The sequence below is a fragment of the Vibrio sp. TRT 2004 genome (genome assembly GCF_050113735.1).
Classification (GTDB): Bacteria; Pseudomonadota; Gammaproteobacteria; order Enterobacterales; family Vibrionaceae; genus Vibrio.
Genome location: NZ_JBNJOH010000039.1, coordinates 1 through 24,635, shown reverse-complemented (window position 1 = coordinate 24,635; position 24,635 = coordinate 1). Strand labels below are relative to the sequence as shown.

General features: G+C 45.4%; 18 protein-coding genes. 5 read left to right on the top strand and 13 right to left on the bottom strand.

The features are described 5' to 3' along the window. Positions 1-36: 36 nt before the first annotated feature. From gndA to ACQEXR_RS14985, 7 genes are all read right to left on the bottom strand, one after another. Positions 37-1,530 carry an NADP-dependent phosphogluconate dehydrogenase gene (gndA, locus tag ACQEXR_RS15015; protein ID WP_426953275.1) on the bottom strand — a complete coding sequence of 498 codons (1,494 nt, stop codon included), beginning with the start codon at positions 1,528-1,530 and terminating at the stop codon, positions 37-39. Then, a complete protein-coding gene (locus ACQEXR_RS15010) occupies positions 1,527-2,027 on the bottom strand; it encodes a gluconokinase (RefSeq protein ID WP_426953274.1) in 501 nt (166 codons plus the stop codon). Before ACQEXR_RS15010 ends, gndA begins: the two co-directional genes overlap by 4 nt. Before the next feature lie 73 nt (positions 2,028-2,100). Further along, positions 2,101-3,417, bottom strand: a complete 1,317-nt coding sequence (locus ACQEXR_RS15005) for a TRAP transporter large permease (RefSeq protein WP_269375751.1) — start codon at positions 3,415-3,417, stop codon at positions 2,101-2,103. Further along, the gene (locus tag ACQEXR_RS15000) at positions 3,410-3,967 is read right to left on the bottom strand and encodes a TRAP transporter small permease subunit (RefSeq protein WP_331417990.1); all 558 of its coding nucleotides are present in this window, start codon (positions 3,965-3,967) and stop codon (positions 3,410-3,412) included. Before ACQEXR_RS15000 ends, ACQEXR_RS15005 begins: the two co-directional genes overlap by 8 nt. Positions 3,968-4,046: 79 nt before the next feature. Beyond that, on the bottom strand, positions 4,047-5,063 hold the full coding sequence (locus ACQEXR_RS14995; protein ID WP_331417989.1) for a TRAP transporter substrate-binding protein: 1,017 nt from the start codon (positions 5,061-5,063) through the stop codon (positions 4,047-4,049). A gap of 245 nt (positions 5,064-5,308) precedes the next feature. Beyond that, positions 5,309-5,743, bottom strand: a complete 435-nt coding sequence (locus ACQEXR_RS14990) for a DUF962 domain-containing protein (protein WP_331417999.1) — start codon at positions 5,741-5,743, stop codon at positions 5,309-5,311. An 88-nt stretch (positions 5,744-5,831) separates the two neighbouring features. After that, on the bottom strand, positions 5,832-7,190 hold the full coding sequence (locus ACQEXR_RS14985) for a diguanylate cyclase (RefSeq protein ID WP_426953273.1): 1,359 nt from the start codon (positions 7,188-7,190) through the stop codon (positions 5,832-5,834). A gap of 382 nt (positions 7,191-7,572) precedes the next feature. Between ACQEXR_RS14985 and ACQEXR_RS14980 the strand changes: the two genes are divergently transcribed. Both ACQEXR_RS14980 and ACQEXR_RS14975 read left to right on the top strand, forming a co-directional pair. Next, on the top strand, positions 7,573-8,643 hold the full coding sequence (locus tag ACQEXR_RS14980; RefSeq protein WP_426953272.1) for a DUF3541 domain-containing protein: 1,071 nt from the start codon (positions 7,573-7,575) through the stop codon (positions 8,641-8,643). A 372-nt stretch (positions 8,644-9,015) separates the two neighbouring features. After that, a complete protein-coding gene (locus ACQEXR_RS14975; protein WP_426953271.1) occupies positions 9,016-10,191 on the top strand; it encodes a diguanylate cyclase domain-containing protein in 1,176 nt (391 codons plus the stop codon). Here the strand turns inward: ACQEXR_RS14975 and ACQEXR_RS14970 are convergent. Both ACQEXR_RS14970 and ACQEXR_RS14965 read right to left on the bottom strand, forming a co-directional pair. Continuing rightward, entirely contained in the window at positions 10,172-10,459 is a 288-nt protein-coding gene (locus ACQEXR_RS14970; RefSeq protein ID WP_138972711.1) for a hypothetical protein, read from the bottom strand. The two genes, ACQEXR_RS14975 and ACQEXR_RS14970, sit on opposite strands and share 20 nt — an antisense overlap. Before the next feature lie 293 nt (positions 10,460-10,752). Next, the gene (locus ACQEXR_RS14965; protein ID WP_138972710.1) at positions 10,753-11,037 is read right to left on the bottom strand and encodes a pyrimidine/purine nucleoside phosphorylase; all 285 of its coding nucleotides are present in this window, start codon (positions 11,035-11,037) and stop codon (positions 10,753-10,755) included. A 379-nt stretch (positions 11,038-11,416) separates the two neighbouring features. On the opposite strand from ACQEXR_RS14965, the gene ACQEXR_RS14960 reads away from it, so the two are divergent. After that, positions 11,417-11,857, top strand: coding sequence for a DUF2850 domain-containing protein (locus ACQEXR_RS14960; RefSeq protein WP_426953270.1), 441 nt, complete (start codon positions 11,417-11,419; stop codon positions 11,855-11,857). Positions 11,858-11,861: 4 nt separating this feature from the next. Here ACQEXR_RS14960 and ACQEXR_RS14955 read toward each other — a convergent pair whose 3' ends face one another. Together ACQEXR_RS14955 and ACQEXR_RS14950 are read right to left on the bottom strand one after the other, a co-directional pair. Continuing rightward, on the bottom strand, positions 11,862-13,229 hold the full coding sequence (locus ACQEXR_RS14955; protein WP_138972708.1) for a TrkH family potassium uptake protein: 1,368 nt from the start codon (positions 13,227-13,229) through the stop codon (positions 11,862-11,864). Continuing rightward, complete coding sequence (locus ACQEXR_RS14950; RefSeq protein WP_426953269.1) at positions 13,226-13,888, bottom strand: potassium channel family protein; 663 nt, start codon at positions 13,886-13,888, stop codon at positions 13,226-13,228. The genes ACQEXR_RS14955 and ACQEXR_RS14950 overlap by 4 nt, the downstream gene beginning before the upstream one ends. 194 nt (positions 13,889-14,082) lie before the next feature. On the opposite strand from ACQEXR_RS14950, the gene ACQEXR_RS14945 reads away from it, so the two are divergent. Next, positions 14,083-15,180 carry a mechanosensitive ion channel family protein gene (locus ACQEXR_RS14945; protein ID WP_426953268.1) on the top strand — a complete coding sequence of 366 codons (1,098 nt, stop codon included), beginning with the start codon at positions 14,083-14,085 and terminating at the stop codon, positions 15,178-15,180. A 30-nt stretch (positions 15,181-15,210) separates the two neighbouring features. Here the strand turns inward: ACQEXR_RS14945 and ACQEXR_RS14940 are convergent, their stop codons facing one another. Beyond that, positions 15,211-15,357, bottom strand: a complete 147-nt coding sequence (locus ACQEXR_RS14940) for a hypothetical protein (protein ID WP_426953267.1) — start codon at positions 15,355-15,357, stop codon at positions 15,211-15,213. A 329-nt stretch (positions 15,358-15,686) separates the two neighbouring features. Here ACQEXR_RS14940 and ACQEXR_RS14935 point away from each other — a divergent pair, with 329 nt between their 5' ends. Beyond that, positions 15,687-16,301 (top strand): TetR/AcrR family transcriptional regulator, encoded by a 615-nt coding sequence (locus ACQEXR_RS14935; RefSeq protein WP_426953266.1) that lies wholly within the window; start codon positions 15,687-15,689, stop codon positions 16,299-16,301. Between the two features lie 51 nt (positions 16,302-16,352). On the opposite strand, the gene ACQEXR_RS14930 is transcribed toward ACQEXR_RS14935, so the two are convergent. Further along, on the bottom strand, positions 16,353-24,635 hold an 8,283-nt coding region (locus ACQEXR_RS14930), incomplete at its 5' end, for a cadherin-like domain-containing protein (protein WP_426953265.1).

Here is a 24,635-nt window from a genome sequence, read left to right as displayed (position 1 = left end):
CAAAAAAGCGTTCACAATTTGGTGAACGCTCTTATTTCATACCCTAACTTGATTTCTTGGCTCTAAATGCCAGTTCAAATGGTACTTCGCCGCCTCATCTTCATCTATACGCGAGTAACTGTGCGCTCCAAAATAGTCGCGTTGTGCCTGGAGTAAATTGGCCGGTAGAACATCGCAACGTAAAGCATCAAAATAACTTAATGCAGAACTTATCCCCGCCATCGGGACACCCGTCATCGCCGACTTAGCAATGCTTGATCTCCAACCATAAGAACGGGATTTAAGCTCAGTGGCAAAGTGCTCCGCGAAAAGAAGATTGTCCAAATCAGGCGTAGCCCTATAAGCCTGCGTGATGTGTTGCAGAAAGACAGCTCGAATGATACATCCTGCACGCCAGATTTTGGCAATATTGGCAAAGTCGAGCTGCCACCCTTCCCTATCGGAGGTCACTTTTAGCAAATCAAACCCTTGCGCGTAAACGGTCAACTTGGCGCAATATACAGCATCATGCAATTCACTGATGGTCTGTTGCTGTTCTAGCCCCGCGAGAGGCTCAATATCCGAACTCAAACAATTTGCCGCCTTCGTACGCATCGATTTCTGGCTGCTTTGAGCTCGGGCGAAAACGGCTTGCGCGATCGTAGGTGCTGGCGCACCATGTTGAAGAGAGTTGACCGCCGTCCATAAACCCGTCCCTTTCTGGCCCGCCTTATCTAAGACAATTTCAACAAAAGGCTTTCCGGTGACTGGGTCAAGAGTTTGCAGTATGTCCGCACTGATTTCCATCAGGTAGCTATTAAGAACGCCTTGATTCCACTGAGCAAAGACTTGACCAATCTGTTGCGCGGACATGGACAGCACACTAGACATAAAGTGGTACGCTTCGCAGATTAACTGCATATCCGCATATTCAATGCCATTGTGAACCATTTTCACATAATGACCCGCGCCCGCTCGGCCAAGATAAGCCGCGCAAGGCTCTCCAGCTTCAAATTGACCCACAGGGATGCCATTGCTATCCACTTTCGCTGCTATCGCTTGCCACATCGGTTCGATTTGCAACCATGCTTCCTCGTCACCACTCGCCATTAATGAGGGACCAAATCTGGCGCCAATCTCACCGCCAGACACTGCGGTACTGAAAAAGCGTAGCTTACCTTGATACTCAAGCTCACGACGTTCGCTGTCCGTCCATAAGCTGTTGCCTGTATCGATAACAATATCTTCGCGGCTTAATCCTGCGTTTAACAAATCCACAATCACCGAATCGACGATGGAACCGGCTGGAACAGACAGTGCAATAACGCGAGGGGATGCAAGATTGGCCAGTAGCTCACCTAAGTCCATAGCGGCCAAATAACGACCCTTTTGGGGTTGCTGTGACAATCGCTCTGCTTCACTTTTTGCCCTAGCTCGATTTGTTGGGTCGATATCAAATCCAACCACTGAAAAACCATGGTCTATAAGGTTTAAGGCAAGGCTTTTGCCCATCACTCCTAACCCGATCATTGCGATATTTGCGTTGCTCATACCGTTTTCGCCTCAATTGCGTTTAATGCTTGTTGTACGACTTGCTCTACTGATTGAGAAATATCGATATGCAGCGCTTCATCACTGGTCGGTTCAACCAAAGTATCAAACTGGCTACGCAACATGGCCTCACCATTGAAGTAGTGGTTAGCGCGATTTTTGTGGCGAGCCCATATGGTGTCAAAGTCTCCTTTCAGATAGACAATCACAAGTGATGAGTTCTCACTACGTAAAATATCGCGATACTCTGGTTTTAACGCGGAGCAAGCCACAACAGCACATTCGTTGTCGCGGTACAATTTATTCAGAGTGTGAAGCCAGCCGATACGGTCTTCATCATTAAGGGGAATACCCTGACGCATTTTTTCTACGTTAGCCTGAGGATGAAAATCATCGCCATCGTAAAAAGGTAACTGTAACGATTTGGCTAACTCGCTGCCAATCAGGCTTTTGCCGCAACCCGACACGCCCATTACTAAGATTTTTTTTGCTTTCATCGGACAATACTAGCCTTAGCCTTCTTAACTTACCGAAGGCTGTGAAGTTCTAAATTTCTATACCGTTTAGTGGCTATTTCCACCACATCGCTAATTCAGGGAAGACAATCACAAGTCCTAACACCAAGATCTGAAGGCCAATAAATGGCAATAGCGAACTGAATATTTCACCAAGACTAATGTCTTTAGGCGCAACAGATTTTAGATAAAACGCCGCGGGACCAAACGGTGGTGACAAAAATGAAACCTGCATGTTGAGACAGAACACCACACCAAACCAAACTGGATCAAAACCTAAACCGGTAATAATCGGCACAAAAATAGGCATTGTCAGCAACGCTACGCCAACCCAGTCAAGGAACATGCCGAGTACGAGCAGAATCACCATCATGATCAGAAGCGTACCAATTGCGCTACCACCACTTAGGCTTAGAATCACTTCTTCAACAAAGTTGATGCCGCCCATCAGGTTGTAGATACCGACAAGTGCGCTGGCGCCAATGCCTATCCACATGATCATCCCGCAGGTTCTCATCGTCGCAATCGCGCTTTCCTTCAACATGGTGTAATTCATTTCACCACGGATAATCGCTGAGATCATGATACCAACGACGCCCAGAGCCGAAGCTTCTGTAACCGAAGCGACACCCGTGTAGATACTACCCAACACTACGGCTACCGACAGTAACGGGAAGAACAACGCTTTGAAGTAGCTGACCTGTGGTTCCTCCGTTTCATCACTATCGCTTGGGATAGGCGCTAAAGCAGGATTGATCTTACAACGAATGAGTACATATGCGATGTAGCAACCAGCGAGAATAAACGCAGGAAGAAACGAAGCTTTAAACAGGTCGCCAATCGATACGCTTGCTGTCATACCGTAGATAATCAATACAATGCTAGGCGGAAGCATGGTACCAAGAGCGCCACCAGCACAAGTCGTTCCTATGGCTAATTTACGGTCATAACCTAGACGCAGCATTTGAGGTAAAGCTAGGATGCCCAGTAACACGGTCTCACCACCAATCACACCAGACATCGATGCCAAAAGTACCGCAACCATAAGCGTCTGTACGGCGACACCACCCCTGACCTTACGACCCACCGATTTCATTGCATCAAACAGATCTTTTGCAATACCTGATCGATCCAGTAGTGCAGCCATCAATACGAACATCGGCACTGCAAGAAATACATATCCAGATGCGAAACTGTACGTACGGCTTGCAATCAGAGGCAAGGCGTCAGGACCAAACCAAAACAGAGTGAAAAAAATGGCAACAAAGCCAGTAACAAAAGCCAACTGCATTCCTGTCAGCAGTAAGCCAATCATCATTGCCAGCATTAGAGCACTGCCCCAAGCAATGCCTATCGAAGATAAATCAAACATTATCATTGTTCCTTAGCCCCATGATTTCTTGGATCAGGTGCAATACAAACTGGACAACAAGAATACATAAGACAACAAAGATGATGCCTTTAAGTAACGCGGGATAAGGGGCGTTCAAGACAGAACCCGATGTTTCTAACCGCAGTTCGCCCCATGGAGTAAACCAGGCTTCATTGGCTAGTGAATATGCCGCGTAGGCAAGCATTCCTGCAAACGCTAACCCAACAACATGATGGACAATATTGAGGTATTTTCGCGTACGCGATGACACCGCATCATAGATCAATACGACTCGTACATGTTTGTTAGCAGCAAAGGCATAAATACCTCCAACGATAAAGAGTGACCCACCGATAAAAGAGGCGGTTTCGTGAACCCAAGTAGTTGGAGCATCAAACGCATAGCGCATGACCACTTCATAGAAGGAGATCAGAACGGTGGCGATAAAGAACCAACTGAGCAGATTACTGATTTTTATAATGGCGCGATCAAGTATATTTCGCGGCTGCTCTTCCGCTTGAGGTGGTGTATGCGGCGTTTTATCAGTCATAACAAATGTTCCAAAAAATTGGAGGGCACAAGCCCTCCAGAGAGAAGCTAAACAGGAAGGTTAGCTTTAAAACTGATGATTACAGTAGGCCATTAGACTCTAAGAAAGACGTCACTGAGTCATATACCTTCTGTGCATTCGGTGAACGTTCAGCAAATACTTTCCATTGAGTCTTAGCGATCTCACGGAATTTCTTACGCTCTTCGTCAGACCAGTTGTGGATCGTAATATTTGGATTTGCCTGCGCTTCTTTAACCGCAATCTGGTCTGCCATTTTCAGTTGCGTTGTCATGTCGTAAGAGAAATCACGCACTGATGTTTGTAAGATAGTTTGTAGATCCGCTGGCATCTTGTCCCATTTCTTTTGTGAGATAGAGATATCAATCAGTGGCAATGAGTGGAAGCCAGGTTGAACAGGATGCGTTGCGATATCATTCATACCCGCTTTCTGGTTCGTTGAAAATACCGTGTAGTCCGCGGCATCAATAACGCCCTTGCTTAGTCCGGTAAATACTTCCGACCCAGGTAGGTTTACCGGAGTCGCGCCTGCTGCGGCAAATACCTGCTGCACAAGTCCTTCCGGAGCACGTAGCTTGAGACCTTTCAGATCATCAACACCATCAATTGGCTTCTTAGAGATAAAAGATTCTACGCCTGTGGTCGATGCACCAACAAACTTAACACCATACGGAGCGTAAAGCTCTGTCATTAGCTCGTTACCACCACCGTAGTTCATGTATTGAAGCAACTGAGTCGTATCAGACCACGCACCAACCATGTTACCAATCAAACCAAATGCTGGATCTTTACCAGAAAAATAGCCAGTCGCAGTCACTTGGCCATCAAGGATACCCATTTTGATAGCACCTAAAGTCTCAGTGTGCTTCACCACTGAACCTACTGGCAGCAAATCAATTTCAATACGGCCGTTAGACATTTTTTCTACACGTTCCGCCCAATTCTGTTGAACCTTGTAGTTCAGGTCACCAGAAGGATCTGACGACTGAATCTTAAGGTTAAAATCTGCCGCGAATGCAGAGACAGAGAATAGACCGGTAATGGCAGTGGCAAGCAGAGTTTTCGTCATTGCTTTCATAATGAGGGGTATCCTTTATTTGTTTCAGTTGTCCAGGCAAGCCTATATGACTTTTGGTTTACTACCGGATGTAATTTTTATGTTACCGGTAACTTTTGCCAATGTTACCGGTAACAAGCAACCGTTTACCATGACTATGGTCACAATTGTTAACAACAATGAGGAGAAATGAATAATGAAAAGAATAAATGTGAACTTGCCCACATGTAATGGGCAAGTGAATAGATAGGGATATCGATCAGATCTCAGTGTTTTCGAAACACCCACACCGGGCCGATAAGCAAAAACTGAACGTCTTCGAAGAATGAGGGTTTCTTACCCTCGATCTTATGGCCGATAAATTGAAAAAGCCACAAAACCGCAAACAGCACTAAAGAGACAAACAACACCGAGAGCTGTAACACTTCTAATGACCAAATCAACGAAATACAGGCCAGGGTAAAACCGAGCATCATTATGAATACACTTAACGATAACCTGAAATAAAACACCATGACAGGCAATGCAGCAAGCCACACCCAGTTAAGTGTCATACCAAATAGTTGAATGGGTGGAATAGACCAAATCAATCCAACAACAGAAAGAAAAATACCGGGAACCGCAACCTTATGAATTTTTTGGTTGATCGGATTCTGATGGCTTTCACCATACTCATTTAACCACTGAGACAAGTCCTTCATACTCATATACCTGTAATGCTCCTTTACTATTTCTATAGCATGGGTTTACCAGCATTGCAGCGGTATAATCTCTTTTTGTGAGAGCTCTTTATATCTGCCTGCGTTTTTCTTCGTACATCCTAGAATCCGCGAGTTTAAACATCTCTTCTATGTCTTTAAATTCAGGGTCATAGATAGCATATCCAACACTCACTCGTAGATTAATTAAGTGCTGTTCATAGATAACAGGCGTATGGCAGACGGCTTTTTGCAGCTCGATATTGATTACGTCAATATCCTCTGTGCTTGAGACTCTCGGCAACAACACCAGAAACTCGTCGCCGCCCATACGAGCAACAATGTCTGAGGTTCTGAGCACGCTTTTCAGCCTCTCGGCAGTTGCAACAAGTACCTTGTCCCCTGCCGCATGGCCAAACGTATCGTTAATCGCTTTGAACTTATCTAAATCGATATTAAGAATGGCAAAAGAGTCACCGCCCCCATTCTTTTTCACCGCGTTAAAATGCTCACCAAAGGTATACATAAAGTAGCGACGATTGGGTAGCTGTGTCAGTTCATCACGCAGGGCACGATCATTCGCCGCAATATAGAGCCGATAGGTAGCAATAAAGGCCAAGATAAGCATAATTATCATCGGATAGCCAAGCAGTCTAACCACGTGTACTCGGTACCACTTAGCTCCACTTAGCAAGTCACTTTTCGTCGATGCAGCGATCTGCCAGCTACCGTATGGAAAATGCACAGACTCTGAGGCGAATGCTTGATCAAACGTCGTTTGAAAACCATAAAACACCTCACCTTCCGATCCTGAGCTATCGACACCACGCATCGCTAGATTGTAACGATGCTCAAACGAGGCAACACCTGCTTCTGAAAAGAGTGAGTCCAAGGAAATCACCATACTGCACACACCCCAGTAGTTTGTGTTGTAAGGAGGATCGGAAAAAATCGGTACACGTGCGATCAGAGCTTTACCACCCTGTACCAAATTGACGGGGCCAGAGATAAAGATGTCCTGGATTTTCTGGGCTTTTTTTACGGAACGCCATTGATTGGGAATGGTTTGATAATTCAATCCTAAAACCGCTTCGTTTCCTTCCAACGGATAAACGAATTTAACGACATCATTCGGCGCAAGCCCTAGCAATTGAACATGGTCGCTCTTACGTATAATGCTCGATGCGATAAGATCCCATCCTGAAAAATCAAATTCTGGATTAGATGCAACCAGAGCAGATAACCCATTAGCCACATAGATATCTGAAACAATCGCGGCTTCAAGCTCTGATCGAACAATGGATAACTCTTCCTTAGCACGGGACAGCAAACTATCACGCAAAAACGTTTTCTGACTTCGGTCAAGTGACTCAACCAGCCCAACAAAAAATACAAAGGTCATCAAAAACAGCGCATTAATATAATGCTGCCTGCCCACATGATAGGCCATCCATCCCCCACAACTATCACAGACACCAGAGCAAACTCAATCTCAACTCATTGACGTATCCATACGTGCTAGTGTTAATTATTATTAATATTAGTTATATAAAACGTACATTAAATCGGTCGAAATTTCATCGACAATCGACAAATATATTATTATCACTCCACCAATTCTTGCGCATCATCAAAAAAAATCAGTGGTACTAATGCTTATATAGATCGCTTTGGGGTCGACATCCAACCATCGGCGAATAAAAAACAACGTTAATGTAGCAAGCATGTAAGCAATCAAACCTTACTTTTATCTGACCCTGAGCTTACATTTAAGGAAGGAATGACTGGTACTATGCCACCATACCCTAACACCATTTTTTATAGGTTATACCATGCATAAAAAGCTGATTGGCTTGTGCCTTAGTGCAATCCTCATACATACACCGACCGCATCGGCAAACACAGCGAGCTTTGAAGCATCCGCAGATCTTATTCGCAATACGTATGAAAGTCAGCTCTATACTCTCCCAGCCTTTAAAGAAGGGCACTACGGCTTAAGGATGTACCGTCAAACGCTCGATGACAAATATTCGGCCGCGGTTTGGAGTGATATGGCCCGTGTCGCAAGTCGACTTAATCGCTTCGCAGCAGAAGTTCATACCCCAGAACAAATCTTACTTTACTCTGAAAAGCGCCTTTCTGGCTACACTGATGAGACGGATGAAAGAAGCATGAGGCGTTATAACGTCACAAAACACATGCCTGAATATCTCTACCTTGGTGTTGATTTACTGGGTTCGATGGCACGCGCCAACGAGTATGGTCTAAAACACAAACAAGACGATCTGCTTCGTTCCATTATCCGCCGCTATGACTTTAGCAAGTATGCGACAGACCAAGAGATGATTAAGGCTTGGGCCGCACAGCTAGCCAATCAGGTCTACTGGCTAAGGCAGCTAGGTGAGCAAGATGTCGTCGATAGTTTTACAACCGCATTTAAGCAAGCCTATCCAGAGGTAGAAGACAAAAAACTGTCCAACCAGCAGTACGGAAACAAACTCTATGGTATGACCCATATTATTTTTGGCGACTCTGAATACTATCAACATTTGGTAAGTGAAAAGCAGCATCAGTGGATTTATGACTATTTCCGCCAAAACATCGATACCATTCTCATTCGAGCGAAAGAAGACGTCATCGCGGAAGTCGGTATCACGTTTCTACTCGCCGGACTCGAAGATGATCCGGTCGTAGAAAAAACTCGCTACGCTATCCAAAAAGCGATAGATAGTGAGAAAGGGATGATTCCTTCAGTCACCGGAGATTTCGATATCACGTACGGGGAACATCGCAACGTCCTAGCGATCATGTTGCTTGATTGGCAGAAGGTCAATGAGGCTCCAACAGTGAAGGGCCAACCTAGCGTTTTCACATCCCTCCCGTATGGACTTATCCCGCAGTAACAACTTTAAATCCGCCAGCCCTTCTCTTTGGGCTGGTTTTCTTCCTGCGCAGAGGCGAGACATGACGCACGAAAACCTGCGAAAGTGATAGATTTATTTATTATAAGTATCGGCGATTCCATAACAATTGCAAAAAAATCAATCACGCTGTAATCCGTCAATAATCTACCGCCATAAATAATTTACGCATGAATACAGTCGCTTACATATGCGTCAAAACTCAGTACAACTAATACACCTCACAACCAATAAGCACCGAATGGCATATAAATTACTGATTACTCTTATTTTTGCGAATTTCATGGCTCGTTCAGACTTTGTTTTTTCTTCTAGACTTTGCTTGAGGGGTTATGTGTAAAGGATAATGACTATATGCCACAATTTGCTGGGCGACAGATAGCTGAAATGGCGGATATCAGAGCAACGCGCAAGAGCAAGCTTGTGCTACTCTGTTCGATTATTGCCATTGTGGTCTTGCTTAGCTATGGTGTGTTAAGGCTCACCACTCAAGACTACTTCTTTGCCTCGGTAAATTTTTTCTCAGCCACTGTATTAATAGTTAATCTCTACTACTTATTCAAGCACCTACGCCACAACCACTGTGACGTGGTTTTGAGTGGGATATTATTGTTTCAAGCCACTTTATTACTGATTTATGGTGAACATGTGCCAGATCGGATTCTATGGCTTTATCCTATAGTTGCGGTGCTTATTTTCGCCAACAACTTCAAAACTGGCGCGATTTTAAGCTCTGGCCTGTGCGTTGTTGCTGTTCTCGCGGTACTTTTCGCACAGGCATCCCCTTACACTACCGATGCTTCTCAGGGACGCTTTGTAGTGAGCTTGCTTGCGCTCTGTGTACTCTGCAATGTCGTAGCTTTCTATTACTCTAAAGTGATGAAATATGTACAAGAACTCTATAAAGAAGGAATTGAAGATCTCGCTTATTTGGATCAACTCACTGGACTTGCTAATCGATGGAGCTTTGAAAGTTGGGCCGCTGGCAAACTAGAAGAACAAAAGAACAGCAACAAGGTGACGGCAATGGTGTTTCTCGATATCGACAACTTTAAAGCGATTAACGACACCTACGGACACGACGTTGGCGACCGAGTCTTACAACATCTCGCGAATCGGCTCAAGAACAACATCCGTAACAAAGATCGCCAAACCGACAGACATGATTATTCTATTGCTCGTTTTGCGGGCGACGAGTTTGTTCTGCTGCTCTACGATGTAAATTCAATAAAGGATTTGGAGGGCATTCTTAAAAGGATATGTCAGGTGTTCTCTGACAGCTATCAAGCATCGGAACGCATTAATGAACTCACCGTCAGCGCTGGAGTGGCGCTCTATCCTCAGGATGCGACTAACCTTCCCGAACTCACTCGTTGTGCCGATAAAGCGATGTACGCCGCCAAACATAAAGGCAAAAACCAATACCGATTTTATCGTGGCTATGACAATGACTTTCAAAACAATGGCGAACACGCCGGTGACTTGTCTAAGGTAACACCAATAAAAAAGTTTAACCGGTCATGTACATAAGCCACAACGATATCGCCATGACCACGATCAACCAAGCCGCATAGCGGATCGTATTAGGTTTATCGCGTTTTGGTGTCACAATAGGTCTAAATGCGGCTTCGCGAGCAGCTCTCGCAGTAGCAGCAATCGTTCCTCTTTCGACTTCCTCCTCACGACGCTTTTGCGCTTTGTGAGCAACCTTGCCAAAGCGATGCAATTGGTCGGCCGTCAATTCCTTACTTGGATCGTAACGACTATGGGAGTCAGTGTGTTTTGGTACAACAGCCATAAGCACCTCCTCTCAAGCTTATTCTTGTTTAATTATAGCCAATAGTTACATTAATAAAATTGCTAATAACTGAGGTTATATTCGAGATTTCCGATTAATTATACGTAAAACTTGGCTTAACAAGCCCTATAGATGTTTAGCAAGTTTTATACCAGACGAGCAAAGTTAGGTAAGACATTGATTTAAATAAGATTAAACAAAAGAGAAGAAGGCAATCAAGTGCGAGGGTCAAATTGATTGTCAAAATGAATGGGCCTGAAGTCATTGTGCTAATAACCTCAGGCAAACAAAAACTAGCCTAAGTACTCACATAGATAAGCCGTTGAGACAGAAACTTTCAGGTCAAATGAAGAGTCACTTTCGACATGGAATGATGAACCCGCCTCATAAGTCACCCACTCGTCTTCACCGGCTTTTTTAACGGTAAGCGCACCCTTCACAACTGTCATGCGCTCTGCCGCAGCAGTACCAAAGGTGTACTCTCCAGGAGCCATTACCCCAACGCTCGACTCTCCGTCTTGTTGAGAAAAACCTAGTGACTGTACTTGTCCTTCAAAATAGCTGTTTGCTTTGATCATTTCATTCTCCGTCGATATTCCGTCATAGAAGCAAAACCTTGTTTTATATGAATTGTCCTATTTCAGCAACCACTATACCGATTGAAGAGAGTAATAACGGTGGACTCCCTCACTAACATATGCTCAAAGAGTACGTTTAATTATCGACAAATAAACCATAGGTAAAACAAATCGCTAGTAATGGCGTGCAAACAAACTTAACTCACTTAATTCCGTGGTTTTCCACCGTTGGGCTAGACTGTAAGCAATATGCAGAAAATTCGTACATTGCTTTTTGGGCAGAGGTTCAAAGATTAACAATGCAAAATTATGCTACGCTCTATCCTTTACAAGCTCACGTGCTGTTTTCAATCAATACCTAAGGCGACTATCCGCTGTTATGATCAAGAGTTCTGCCATAAAAACCGTCGCTGCAACTATTTTTGTATTACTCGCTCTAGGATTCTCGAGTCTGCTTTACTTTAGTTACCAAGACTATGTTCACCCGAAGCATGTCTACGGGCGCTGGATTGAAGTAGGAGCGCCACCTTACCAGACAGAAGTTCTGACGTTAAATGCTCAAGGGGTCTTTAGAAATGACCGACTTATCGCGACCCAATTTGACTTTGATGGCAAGCGGATAACCGTCAGTACGGGGGGAGGAACCTCTATCTATCAAGTTGCCGGCACGTTTAACTCACCACAGCTGAGGCGTCTCCAGCCAAACAGCCCTACTCAGCGTTTCGTGAAAGAGGGATATGAGAACACCATTGATATGGATGGAGGCGGTTCAGCGAAGAATCGCCGTTCCGCCCTTTCAGACCACTTTAGCGAAAAGTAATCTTTTAACCAGTTAACACCATACCCTCGGGATGCTTGACCAACGTCGGTTCAGGGCGTGCCAGCATATAGGCCAACGTTAACGGCCCAATTCGACCGATTATCATCACAACGATCATGATGTATTTCCCCGGCTCTGATAATTCAGCGGTTAGACCCGCGGTAAGCCCCACCGTTGCAAACGCCGAGATGGTTTCAAACATGACTTTGTCAAAACTCGCCTGCTCGGTAATCATCAACAAAAACATCGCTATGGTTAAAATCGCACCACTCACGACTATAATCGCCAAAGACTTAGTCACCACAGGCCAGCCAACAGTACGCTTAAACATGACCACGTGCTTCTTCTGACGAAGGAAAGCCCAAGTCGCCACGAACGCCACTGCAAACGTTGACACTTTTATCCCACCGCCAGTAGAAGTAGATCCCGCACCAATTAACATCAGAATAATCATGATGAGCAAAGCGGGCTGAGTAAAGTGTGCCAAATCGACACTGTTAAAACCTGCTGTTCGAGAACTCGCTGACTGAAAAAACGCTGCGAGCCATTGACCTGATGGCGTCAAATCCGCCATGGTTGCTGGATTCGATTTTTCCAGCAGCCAAAACAGCACGGTACCAACCAAGAGTAATGCAGGCGTTGCGACTAGCATTATCTTGGTATGCAGTTGCAAGGTGCGAAAGCCACCTCTCCAATTGCTAGATACGTCACCAATCACCGTAAACCCTAAGCCGCCAAGAATGAATAGTGCTGAAAGCGTAAAGATTATCCAAGGGTCATCAACAAAACTCATTAGGCTATCTGAGAACAAAGCAAAGCCAGCATTGTTGAACGCCGAGATTGCGTGGAACATCGCATAGAACAGTCCTTCTCCCCAACCCAGTTCAGGCACCCAACGAAATGCTAGCAACGCAAACCCAATCGATTCGGCAATACAGGCAAAAATGATGATCCGCTTCACCAGCAGTCTCAGGTTAACTTGTCGGTCTTGCCCCAATGCATCTTTAGCTAACGCTTGTTGTTTTAAGGTCAGCCTCACTCCAAACATATAGAGTAGAACCGCAGAAAGGGTCATCTGGCCTAAGCCACCTATCTGCATCAACAGCATTAACAAGACTTTACCTGAATGGGTAAAGTGCTCAGCCGTATCGACGACGCCCAACCCGGTCACACTAATGGCGGAGGTCGCAGTAAATAGTGCATCCGTGATTGAAAGCCCACTCACCGAGAAAACGGGGAGAGTGAGCAGCACCGCAGAGGGTATTAACACACTTAAAAAACTGATCAGAATAACTCTCGGCTCTGAGCCTTTACTCTGTTTTTTCTCGGGGTCTAATGCGTAAAACAGATCCCTTCGACTGAACGGACTCATAATGAACTCAGCTTTCTCGATAAGGTTTCACTAGGGCCAACGATAATGATCAGGTCACCAATCTCCAAAGTTCGATCGAGATCCGGTGCCTTGGTGATATTCGGTCCACGTTTAAAGCCTAAAACTTCAACACCTTGCTCCTTACATAAAGCAAGATCCCCTAGCGTCTTCCCTAACAAGCGTGAGCCAACCACAATTTCGGTCATGGCAAGATCGGAGCCCAACTCTTGAAATTCAAGCACTCGTTTATCAAGCATTTTTCGAGCAACACGAATCCCCATATCACGTTCCGGCATAATGACGTGGTCTGCACCTATTTTGCTTAGTATCTTCGCATGGTTTTTATCATTGGCTTTTACCCAGACAGTTTTTACCCCAGCCTCTTTGACTACGAGGGTCGTTAAAATACTGGCATTTACGTCAGAACCAATTGCGATCATCACCATGTCGTAGTCGCTCAATCTTAGCTCGGCAACCGTCTCTTCTATCGCACAGTTCGCCACTAAAGCTTGACTGACAAAACCTGCAACGGTTCTAACTCGATCTTCATCGATATCAATAGCCAAAACCTCGGCGCCGGATTGTTGCAGTTCTTGACAAACAGATAGGCCAAATCGACCTAAGCCAATCACTGCATATTGTTTATCACCTGATTTCATGGTTTACCTTATTCGCGTAATGACTAGATTTGACAGTGTGCTCCTGACGAGTTCGCTTATCAAATTGAATCAGATATTCTGACATCGTTTTAACTTTCATGTTTATATTCATAGACCTCTGAGCATAATGTCACTAGTTTGGGTATAGGCAAACCCTTATACTTATGCCACAACAGAAAGATATTGAGTCAAAAATGAACGAGTTAATCACATATTTGCCACAACCACTGGCGACTCTGCTGCAAAGCTGGGACACCAATGTATTACTTATTACCATCGGCAGCTTCATCGCATGGATTGCTTGGCGCATTGTCTACAGTCGACTAGAAATTTTGGTCAACAAGACTCGGTTTCATTGGGATGACCTCACTCTTCACGCCCTCAAAACACCCATAAGCACGTTGATTTGGTGCTGGCCTGCGACCATTTCCTTAGGATTTGTCCTCGAAGATTACATGGGATCGAAACTCAATTGGCTAAGTACCTTGAAGCTCATTTTGGTCATCGCGATCTTTGTTTGGATCACTATGCGTCTGATCAACAATATCGAAGAGTATGTACTCAGCAAAAAAACGCGCGACGAAACCACCGTTCAAGCCGTTGCCAAGGTGTCACGCTTATTCTTTATCGTCATAGGCGCATTAACCGTGATGCAGGCGTTTGGCCTCAGTCTGTCGGGTCTGTTAACCTTCGGTGGTGTGGGTGGCCTGATCGTCGGTTTGGCAGCAAAAGATTTGCTCTCCAACTTCTTCGGTGGAATGATGATTTACTTCGATCGTCCGTTTAAAGTTGGCGACTGGATCCGCTCTCCCGACCGTCAAATCGAAGGAACGGTAGAGAGAATTGGCTGGCGAATGACCATCATTCGTACCTTTGATAAACGTCCGATTTATGTCCCTAATTCTGTATTCAGCAATATCGTGGTTGAGAACCCATCACGTATGCTCAATCGACGCATTAATGAGAACATCGGCATCCGTTATAAAGATGGGGCGAAGGTTGAAAAGATCGTCGCTGACATCAAATCGATGTTGCAGAAGCATCCCGATATCGATACTAAGCAGACGTTGATCGTCAACTTCAATGGTTTTGCGCCGTCATCTCTGACTTTACTGGTCTACACCTTCACCAAAACAGTCAACTGGATTCGCTACCACGAAGTAAAGCAAGATGTATTGCTGCAAATTTACGATATCATCCAACAAAACGGAGCGGATATCGCCTTTCCAACCCAAACGATTCAGTTGGAACCGCAACACGCTGGCGAATCAGAGCCACAACTTAGCAAGTAGTTAGCGTCTTCAGTAGCCCGATAATTCGGGCTACTGGATCGCAACCTCTCTTTCTACGCGATCTTCTGTTCTTGAAGCGACGGCGTAAAGCCAGATCATCGTCAAACAGATCGCAAAACTAAGACCAAACAACCACCCTGCGCCAAACCATTCAAATAGACTCTGCTCATGTTCCATGTGCTACTCCCTAAGCCAACCTGTTTCATATTGTTCAATCAGTATACAAATAATAAATGGAAACAAAAGTTTTAATAGCGAGAATATAGAAAAGCCTGTAAACAGCAGGCTAACAATAAAAAAAACATTATTTATTATGAAGTTAATAATATGATTTTTGATTATTTAGCTGAACGTTTGCGGCATGTAACTGAGGCTTTTGCCACCAAACGAATTGCTCTATTTTTCTTAGCTCAATCCCCCCAAAAAGTAAACGATGGTGTATACTTTAGACACTAGCAAACACAAGTAAACATCGTCGTTTACTTTTTAGCTGTTAGGGTGACTAAATGATTAAAAGAAGTGATATAAAACAAGAAGATATCATCAAGTCTGCGATCGAAGTTTTTTCTAGCAAAGGGTTCGATCAGGCGAGCATGGAGGGGATCTCTAAACACGCAGGTGTTTCTAAACGCACCCTCTACAAGTACTACCCCAACAAAGAAGCTCTGTTTGACGTCATCGTTGATAAGCTGATGTGTCGCTTTGATGACCAGACTACCGTCGAGTTTGAGCCTACACTCCCGCTTGACCAACAGTTGCTCGATTATACGCTCAAGCAGATGTGCTATATCAGCAATCAAGACTTTCAAATCACCGCTCGGTTAGTGATGGCAGAATGTATACGCTGTCAGGATACATCGAAGGTGTTGGTTGCTAAGTTTGAGTCAATCGAAGACTCTTATGGCTTACAACGTTGGGCTCAGCAGGGGATCGATGCGGGTGTTCTTGACATACAGGATGTTTCAGCGGCTATTGAACAGTATATTGGAAGTATCAAGGCGGTCGTTTTCTGGCCTCAGTTGATCGCCCATTTACCACCTCCAACCTGTCAGCAAGTTGAACAGGCAGTCAGAATGGCTGTTGCAAGTTTTGTCGCCACTTATCAGATTGGTTCCAAATGATCTTAGCGCTTAGTAACAAGAAAAACGCCCCTCATTGAGGGGCGTTGTAGATTAGTTGTTATCGTGAACCATCACATGTTCCAGTAGTGATGAGACCATATCAGCATGTGATAATGCACCGAAGTCACTATCCAACTGATGGGCGAGGTTCTCAACCAGAATCGACTGCCCCTCTGTACCTGTACCTGATGGATGGATATGGAGCTCAACGTTGTCACCATCCACCTTCACATCAAGATGTTCAAGTAGGCTCTCCATATCAAGCGTATTTTGCTTCAATTCAGGGAGCACTTCGCGCAGATCAATCTTATCACCTTCGCTCACCTTGAAGTCTTTAATGGTGTCGAGTGAACCCCCATCGATATGATCCCAGACAAAGGTATCCATACCCGTGCCACCAACGAGAATATCCGAGCCTAAACCACCGTAAAGAGTGTCGTTGCCATCACCACCGTCAAGTTGGTCATCACCGGCTCCGCCAATTAACACATCGTGTCCTGAGCCACCCTCAAGGAAATCATTGCCACTACCGCCCGTCAGCGTGCTATTTGAGCCACTGCCATTCAGACGAACCGCTGCGGTTTCCGATGCACGGTTGATCTCTAAGTCAGTGATATTGTTGACCACATTCAAATTAATTTCGATGTGGTTGCTTGATACAGCCTGATCAATGACGCTGCGATCTTGCGCAAGCTCCTGTGATACCGCGGTGATCTGCAGTGTATGATCTCCGTCACTCACATCTTTAATGACCAAGCCATCAATTGCCTGCGATGGGACATGCCATACGTCTCCGACCAGAGTTACCGAACCTGTAGTGCTCTCAATCATTGCACCGGCAGGAACATCCCTCACTTCTAATGAAAGCGCTTCGCTAGTATCGGTTAGTGCCGCCATAATGCCTACAATCGTAATTCCGCTCGTGCTGGCGCTTTGGGTTGCAGTAATGTGCTTGTTGAAGTTATATCTGCTATCAAGTGTTAGGGTTGGCGCATCCGCGACTGGATTAACGCTAATGGTGTGTTTCTGTGGTTCAGCCTCGAGCGCAAGACCTGAAGAGTTCCAGCTGTCTTTCGCTGTGACTTGCAGATCGACGCTATTTCCTGACACAGAACTCGCATCAATGAATACGCCAACATTATTACTGCTTGGTTTATCAAGTAACGCGTTCAGATCAGCGAGCGTGCCTGACAACGTCAGAGTACCGCTACCGTTGCCTGTTGCAGTAACACTCGAACCAGCAGGAGCAACGAGAGAAAGTGTACCGTCATTTACACTTAGCGTGACCGTCATCAGGTCATTAGCAGAAGCACCAACATAATCGACATCACTGACTGAGATGCCACTTAGCTGTTGGTCTACATCTTCATTAATCTGCGCGGTAATGTCGTCTATATCCAATACCGGCTTGTCATTAACCGGAGTTACGTCGAAGGTAATCTCAGCAGTACCCGTCTGATGATCCGCTTGACCATCGGTCGTGCCATCATCTTTAACCACGTAGCTAATCTTCACCGGACCGTTGTAGTCTTTCGCAGCAACAAACACCCAGTTATCACCTTGTTGAACTAAGGAGCCCTGACCTTCGACGAGGGTCAGACTTTCAACGCTGATTGTGTTGCCTTCTTTATCAAAAGTGCCGTCAATCAAGTCTTGTACGCTGATGGTCAGGCTGCCTTCCTCTGGCAAATCACCTAAGTCAAAGTCTTTTGGCTCAGGCGCATCATTTACCTCAGTAACGTTAATCACAAAGGATGTATGATTGGTTGAAGACGTTGAACTATCACCCGGATCAATCGTACCGTTATTGCCACCGTCATCCACAGTCGCTGTCACAGTAACCGATCCGTTAAAGTCTGCATCAGGTTTAAAGATGACTTTACCAGCAGCCAACGCTGCATTGATGTCAGCTAGTTTTCCGGTGGCAACAAGACTGCCATCAGCCGTGATGGTAAAGTTAACATTGGCATCACTCTGGAACTCTAGCGTTCCTGAATTCACTTGTAGCGTCAACTCGTACGTGGCATCAGGGTCATCATAGGTCGCATCTATATCAGCAATACCAAACTGGTTAATCGCAAGGCCACCCACGACATCTTCTGTTGTCTCAAGATCAATCACGTTGACGAACGTTGGCTGGTCGTTGACTGGATCAATCACCAAATCAACGTCAAATTCAGATTTCGGCCCTAAAGCACCATTGTCGACCGACTGAACTGAGATATGAATCGGTCCATTGATTCCTAATGCATTGCCCACATCACTGTTGTGCTGACCAGAATTAAAAATGATCTTATCCAACTGCTGGGCGTTCACCTCAAGCGTCCAAACACCTGTGGCAGGGTTGTAACTCGCTGGCGTACCATCTGGATACAAAATTGATGCATCTTGTGGCACGTTGGTCACTTCGACGCGAAGGGTTTCAGGTGCATTTTCATGGATCACACCACCATTGGCAGACAAGGCCCTATCCACAACTGAAGCATTAATAGCGATATCGATATTAGTTCCTTCATTTCCCGTCACCGAATCAGTCACATCGGTATCAACAAGGTCACCTTCAGGTAGCACAGTCACTACAAACTTCGGTAAATTACTTGCTTCAGTTGGGACACCCAATAGTGATTCTTGAGTAAATACCGTGATACCGAATTCAGCAGTACCACTGAAATGCTTGGGTGGAACTACCGAAATATGTGATAAATCAAGGCTATCACCACTACCGGCAGGCAATTTGACACTCCACTCTCCATTGCCATTGTTTTTCACCGTGTAGCCACTGGCTGGATCCGCTGTAAACAGGAATCCATCCGGTACATTAGTAAACTTAATCGATACAAATGTTTCAGAGCCATCAGTGTCGGTGAGTGAAACAGAAACGCTTCCTGAACTGCTCAATGAAATAGGATGATCTTCCGTACCCGTCAGTTCAATTGATTGATCAGGATGCGCTCCAGGGCCAGTTACAACCACTTCATCCACCACTGGCACCACTTCAAACTCGACACTGGTTGAAAAGTTGTCGGTATGATTGGTCGTCGTTGATGTCCCAGTTTCATTAAAGGTCGCTGTATCAATCACGGTACCAGTAATATTAATCGTTACCTTGTTATCATTATTGCTCGTAGGGTAGTTGTGCGTTGGTTTAAACAACACATTGTCTAACGCATGCGCTGCTATCTCACTCTGAGAGAAAGTAACCTGAGTACCCAGCTCTTTGAATGATACACTGCCATCAAGCGCGACCACTTTCTCATAGAAAGCGCCTTCCGCAGGGGGAGCGAGAGTTAAAGTGATAGAGCTAAACGCTTCACTGCCGCCCTCTACACCACCGTTGTTGGTATCGCCGATTTGTTGATCAAAATCGAGTTGAATGTAGCTATCTTCATAGCCAACTTTGTCTGCAATACCATCACCATTTTGATCAATAAGTTGACCGGCACTATCTAGTGAACCAGTCACTTCGACGCTAACTGACGGCTTGTCGCCAGCCACATCGGCTATTGGGTCGACTTTAACAACAATCTGTGCAGAGGCCGTTTTTTCATCGCCTGATGCGGTATCTTTAGTGATGACCGTGATTGGCAACTTGAAGTCACCAGAGTAGTCTTTTGGCAGATTTAGCATTAAACCATCAAATGGTTCAACCACACCTTTATCTGATATATGGGTCTGGAATACATACTTACCGTCAACAAAGTCTACTTCTGCACCGACGATGTGAAGCGGATACGAGGTACCACCGATCATCACATGGCTATCAATGACTATCGTTACCTCATCGGCAGACTCATTGCCTTTAGGTGGGTCGAAGGTAATGATGTTGTTCAATTGATGACCTAAATCGACCTGAATATCCTCAGTTCCAGTAATAATTTCATGTTCATCAATCGTAATGGAAGCCGCCACCTCATTGCCTGAATTCACCAATTCTGGGAATGAAAGTTCTAAAGATGTTGCACGATTCTTTATCTGTGAATTTTCATGGGTGTCTTCGCCTTCATCAATAACCTGAGTGAAGACCGTTAAGGTGAGCTTGTTGTAGACATTCGGTTGATTTGGCTGGTCAGGGTGAAAATCCAGCCCGTGAGGTGCGCTAATACTGAAGTTATCTTCATTTACAATCACCCAACGACCATCACCTTCATAAGCTGCCCCCGTCACCACCAGTTGGCTAAGAACAGCATCAGACAATGCATGACCATTTTCATCGGTCAACTGAATAACGACATCTTGTACCAACTCTTTCGATGAAGCGTCGGTGTTATGGTACTTAACTACGTACTCGCCATTTGCACTCGTATTATCACTGTTAGTGGTAAATCGAATCAGACCTTTATTATCAGCCTGAATCGCCGTCTGGATAGCATCACCCGCTTCATTGGTCACAACCAGTCTGTTATCAGCGTTTTCAGGCTCGACGACAGGACGCACTTCAACATGAACCGAACCGGTAAGCGTTGCCGTTACACGGCCACCTTCACCAACAATATTATCGCTGGTGTATTCATGATCGCGCTCTTCTATCTCAACTTTAGTCGTCAGATCGAAGTCTGTGCTTGAATCCTTCGGTGGCGTGATTTTAATAAAGCCGTCTTTAAGAGCCTCAGTGGTAAAGTCTACAAACGACTGTCCTGGTCGAGGCTCTATGACAAGAGTACCATCGGAGTTAACCGCCACGGGCTGACCTGCGACTTCAACGGTGTAACCAGGCTGAATGCCGCCAATAGTAATCGAAGTAAAGTGCTCATCACTATCTGGATAATCTTTACCTTCTGGATACCAATTAACACTAATCGCAGCGTCTTCAAAACCAACAGAGGTCTTATTTTGGTAACTCAAGCTGGTATCAATAACTGGCTCAACATTGACGCGCACAATTTGCTCAAAGCTACGGCTATGACCATCGTTTTCAGTCACGATGATCGTGGCTTTCAAATCGATGTTCTCTGTTGATGAAGCAACGGGCTTAATCACAATGCCAGTCTTGTTCACATCGCCTGTGATGTTCGCTTCGTAGATAGGCTTGTCCGTATCTGGTTTACCGTCTGGTCCGGTTTCATAACCAACAAAGTTCAAATCAATCACAGTGCCATCGCTGTCTTCTAGCACCACACCATGAGGGATGTTTGATAGTAGAACCGTCAAAGATTCGGAAGTGTCATGCTCATTGTCAGCATGCTCACCAGACTGGATCATAAATTTAAGTTCGGCCGCTTTATCTTCTTTGATGGTGATTTCAACTCCATCAACGCCATTCTCACTGAAATTCGTCCAGCCTGAGCCGATCGTATCGCCTTTTGGAATGTCGACGACACCCTTGACTTCAACGTTAACCGTTTTAGTACCTAACACTTGCTCACTGACCTGAGTACCGGTACTCAGAGATGCACTGTCTTTCACAACACCCGTGACATCAAATTTGAAGTCATTATTGCTGTGTAGCTTTGGAACAACTTCTACGTTGTTAAGCTGGTCATATGGGATTTCTTTGTAAGTAATTCCGTTAACCGTCACTTCTGTAATTTGGCTAGCACCGCTGCCTGCCCAAACCAACTCAGCACCTTCAGTGATACCTGAAATGCGCACATAAAGCGTTTCAGAGCCATCGCTGTCTTGCGATGGTGACATGGTAATCACTTCATTAAGGGTAAACGGATCACGATCAGTTGTCGGATCAAGCGTGTCCTGAGTGGCTGCATTATCTTCGAAGATATTGATACGATTAACGCTGAAGCTACCTTTGTCGGCTTGCGGTGCGACATCGAAGATCAATTCTTGTGGTGCAGAGTGTGCCTCCTTTTTACCTGATAATGGGTTTCTAGTCTCAGTGGTCACTGCGACGGCTTCCAGCTTAATCGTACCCGAGAAGTTATCAACTGGATTAACCTGAATGGTATTAATATCTGCCGATGAAACATGATAAACGCCGTTACTATCCGGACTCAGTGGGTGGCCATTTTTGTCGACAAGCTCGAACTTACCCTCGCCTGCTGTTGCTCGAAGTTCATAGCTTATTGTCTCTGGTCTAGTTTTATCTTGGGTTACCGCTTGAAGTTCGAGAGTAGCGTTGTCACCATCTTCGGTTAACGAGTATTGATACTGGCTATTAGCATCATTCCAAGTTGCGATATCCGCGACACTTTCAATCTCAATATTGAAGCTTGAATTGAGGGTATGGTCTTTGCTGCCATTATTATCGATTTGTAACTGGTAATGGATATCAACGCCTTTGCCATTGGTCGAGAAGTTACGATCCGGAACAAAGTAGAGGTTATCAATCGTGGCAATAGTATGGCCGCCATTTTGCATAAAGCTCTGCTTTAGAACCGAGCCATCAAAAATGATGTCTCCATCCGCATTAGGTTCTAGCTTGTAGAACACACCATTTTGTTGGTAATAGAAGGTTCCATGGTGATTGCCCGATTCAATGGTCAACTGACCAATATCTTCTGCGTTATCTCTATCAAATAGGTCAACAGACAACTCGACCTTCGCGGGTGAGTCAGACAATCCGCCTTGGTTATCTTGCGTATTTTCCCACTCAGGCGCATCGCCCGGGGCATAGTTGATTTGCGAGTCGCGACCAGCGTCCTCGAAAGTGACCACCTTAAGCGCTATCGGCTCAGCTTCATGGTCTGTGATGGTAATATCCAGGGGCACCACTGACGTATCTTTATCGCCATCAGTCGCCGTAACATTAACTGTGAAGTTGATTTCTTCGCCGCTGTGCTCAAGGTCTTTAACCGCTGCGAACTTGACTTGACCATCGGAATTAACCTCTAACCAACCGATATGGCGTTGGCTAACCTGACCATCTGAGCCTATAGTCTGTTCAAGTACAAACAGGCTTTGAGCACCTGGCTTCAAATCTACCACGCTGGTGTAGTTGCCATGTCCATCGTCAAATACGATTTGTGCACCATGACTGTCTTGAGTCCCTTCTATCTGGGTCAGAGTGGCATTGTCGGCGCCTTTATCAGTCTGATTGGCAAACATATTGACCGTACTACTCCAGCCTTCTCCCTCTTCAGCGGTAAGCGCCTGTCCCGTTAAGGTCGGAATATCATCTACCACTCGAATAGGCAAAGTGATCACATTACTTTCATCGCCATCAAAGTCAGTGGCTTTAATAGTAAAATCGATCTGAAGAGTGTTCTCTCCGTCACCAGCAAGGTGGTCGAGGGATTTAAGCAGTTCGAAACGGTAGCTATTGTCAGCCGTATCAAAAATGATGGTAAACACCGCATCACCGCTTGCCGTTTCAGCGGTGTAACTAAACTCGGTACCATTTTGTGCAACCGGTCGCCAGGTAAGAGCTTCACCACCGCTGGTTAAATCTTCAAGTATCTTATCGGCATCGGCGAGTTCATATTTAACGACGCTATCCGCGCCTTCAGTAACGGTGAATGAACCAGAGACGTGAGTGCTGTGATTCTGGTCTGAGCCTACTCCAGATAAGTCATCTTCATCGACTTGTGTAGCACCAGTGGTACCAGTTAAAGTTGGTTTGTCATCGGTTACTTCAATAGGTAGGCGAATAGGTTGGGATCTATCCCCATCACGATCAATCGCTACCACATCAAATGGGATGGTTAAGCTATCTTCACCCTGAGCATGATCGAGCGCTTTAATTTGGCTATAGGTGTAGCTGCCGTCACTTGCTAATTCAAGCGTGAAGACCACAATTCCATTGGCGACGCCATGATATACAGTTGGCCCTGTCGACGAGCTAACATCTTGAATTGTGACGTCAAAACCACCTGATGTCAGGCCATTCTGAGAGTCACCAATGTTCACTAGCTCATACTTAACAACCGTGTCAGCACCTTGAGTTGTTTCAAACTCACCAGTAATGACAGGCTGACCTGGTGAAGAACCGGTCACGGTATCATCTTCGTTGACTTTGAATTTGCTCCCATCAGCAAAGCCTTCAATCGCGGCCATATCATCGCCGATGTTGACCACTAACTGGCTATTCGCAGAGTGGTCGTTATCACTGTCTACTGCGTAAACCGGGATACTCACGGCAACACTATCTTGCCCCTGCGTAGGGTGGTCGACTTCTTTGTGCAGTGTAACGCTGTACTCACCAAGCTTGTCTTGGTCGAGCGTGATAGTCAGTACATCGACTTTGACACCGTTCTCAGTGATATACCCGCGATAAACACCCGCAGAAACCTCTTCAAGCACCACATCCTTACCACCTGATGTCAGCGTTGAGGAATCATTAAACGCTTTAACATCAACGGCCATTGCGACGACTTTGTCACTGCCTGTGGTAAAGTCAATCGTACCCGTCGCTGTGATATCAGTGTCACCAACACCAGAGCC

Bases quoted from the DNA above. Each gene is read 5' to 3' on its own strand.
- gndA (WP_426953275.1), bottom strand. From the start codon at position 1,530: ATGAGCAACGCAAATATCGCAATGATCGGGTTAGGAGTGATGGGCAAA.
- ACQEXR_RS15010 (WP_426953274.1), bottom strand. From the start codon at position 2,027: ATGAAAGCAAAAAAAATCTTAGTAATGGGCGTGTCGGGTTGCGGCAAA.
- ACQEXR_RS15005 (WP_269375751.1), bottom strand. From the start codon at position 3,417: ATGTTTGATTTATCTTCGATAGGCATTGCTTGGGGCAGTGCTCTAATG.
- ACQEXR_RS15000 (WP_331417990.1), bottom strand. From the start codon at position 3,967: ATGACTGATAAAACGCCGCATACACCACCTCAAGCGGAAGAGCAGCCG.
- ACQEXR_RS14995 (WP_331417989.1), bottom strand. From the start codon at position 5,063: ATGAAAGCAATGACGAAAACTCTGCTTGCCACTGCCATTACCGGTCTA.
- ACQEXR_RS14990 (WP_331417999.1), bottom strand. From the start codon at position 5,743: ATGAAGGACTTGTCTCAGTGGTTAAATGAGTATGGTGAAAGCCATCAG.
- ACQEXR_RS14985 (WP_426953273.1), bottom strand. From the start codon at position 7,190: ATGGCCTATCATGTGGGCAGGCAGCATTATATTAATGCGCTGTTTTTG.
- ACQEXR_RS14980 (WP_426953272.1), top strand. From the start codon at position 7,573: ATGCATAAAAAGCTGATTGGCTTGTGCCTTAGTGCAATCCTCATACAT.
- ACQEXR_RS14975 (WP_426953271.1), top strand. From the start codon at position 9,016: ATGCCACAATTTGCTGGGCGACAGATAGCTGAAATGGCGGATATCAGA.
- ACQEXR_RS14970 (WP_138972711.1), bottom strand. From the start codon at position 10,459: ATGGCTGTTGTACCAAAACACACTGACTCCCATAGTCGTTACGATCCA.
- ACQEXR_RS14965 (WP_138972710.1), bottom strand. From the start codon at position 11,037: ATGATCAAAGCAAACAGCTATTTTGAAGGACAAGTACAGTCACTAGGT.
- ACQEXR_RS14960 (WP_426953270.1), top strand. From the start codon at position 11,417: ATGATCAAGAGTTCTGCCATAAAAACCGTCGCTGCAACTATTTTTGTA.
- ACQEXR_RS14955 (WP_138972708.1), bottom strand. From the start codon at position 13,229: ATGAGTCCGTTCAGTCGAAGGGATCTGTTTTACGCATTAGACCCCGAG.
- ACQEXR_RS14950 (WP_426953269.1), bottom strand. From the start codon at position 13,888: ATGAAATCAGGTGATAAACAATATGCAGTGATTGGCTTAGGTCGATTT.
- ACQEXR_RS14945 (WP_426953268.1), top strand. From the start codon at position 14,083: ATGAACGAGTTAATCACATATTTGCCACAACCACTGGCGACTCTGCTG.
- ACQEXR_RS14940 (WP_426953267.1), bottom strand. From the start codon at position 15,357: ATGGAACATGAGCAGAGTCTATTTGAATGGTTTGGCGCAGGGTGGTTG.
- ACQEXR_RS14935 (WP_426953266.1), top strand. From the start codon at position 15,687: ATGATTAAAAGAAGTGATATAAAACAAGAAGATATCATCAAGTCTGCG.